Annotated in this window: 1 protein-coding gene; it reads right to left on the reverse strand. The window is 73.2% G+C overall.

What is annotated here, in order from left to right; translation table 11 throughout:
- The coding region (locus CIW48_RS32905; protein ID WP_149314515.1) for a polysaccharide biosynthesis/export family protein at positions 1–903 on the reverse strand (903 nt) is incomplete at both ends.

Genomic DNA, 903 nt, shown 5'->3' on the forward strand with positions numbered 1-903 from the left:
GGGGCTGAGGCGCCGCACCACGCTGGCCGGCTCGAACCGGAAGATGAAGGTTCCGGCCGGATCGGCGGCGAAGTCGGACAGGCCGCGCGCCTTGGCCAGGGCCTGCGCCAGGGTGATGCCGTCGGCCTGGAACGGCAGCTCGGTGCTGTTGCCCAGCGCGCCCACCGCGATGAAGGTCTGCGGGTCGCGCACCAGGGTGAGCACGTCGTTGGGCCGCAGGTAGATGTTCTCCTTGGGGTTGGACACCACCGTGGTCAGCGGCACGGTCGCGGTCACCGGCCCGCGCGAGAGCCGCACGAAGGTCTCGTTGACCGGCGCGCGGTTGCCGCCGGCGGCGGCGATGACGTCGAGGATGCGGTCGCCGTGGCCCGAGAGCGGCAGGCGGGCGCCGGCGGCGCCCTCGCCGGTGACGGTGACCGCCTGTGAGATCGGCCGGGTGACCGAGACCAGCACCTGCGGCTGGATGGCCTTGCCGGCGAGTTCGTTCTCGATGAGCGCCTGGACGTCCTGGGTGCGGCGGCCGGCGACCTTGATGCGGCCGGCATAGGGCACCGAGATGGCGCCGTCGCGCCCGACGGGCTGCTCGGGGATCAGGGCGGATTTGGACCCGGCCGAGAAGCGGTCGGCCACCAGCGGCCCGGAGAACAGGCCGCCGGACCCGGCTTCCCAGATGGAGACCGAGACCATGTCGCCGATGCCGATGACCGGCTCCGAGGAGGGACGGTGGTCGCCGAAGGAGGCGAGCAGGCTGTCGAGCGGGCGGCCGCGCAGGGACTCGACCACCGAGGGCGTGACGTCGATGATCTCGTAGCGGGCCAGCAGGCCGCCATCGGCCGTGGCCACCTCAGCCCCGGCCTGGATCGCACTCGCCGTCGGACCCGCCGCGGGCAGGTACGTGCAGCC

The organism is Methylobacterium sp. P1-11 (genome assembly GCF_008329595.1).
In the GTDB taxonomy this organism is placed as follows: Bacteria; Pseudomonadota; Alphaproteobacteria; order Rhizobiales; family Beijerinckiaceae; genus Methylobacterium.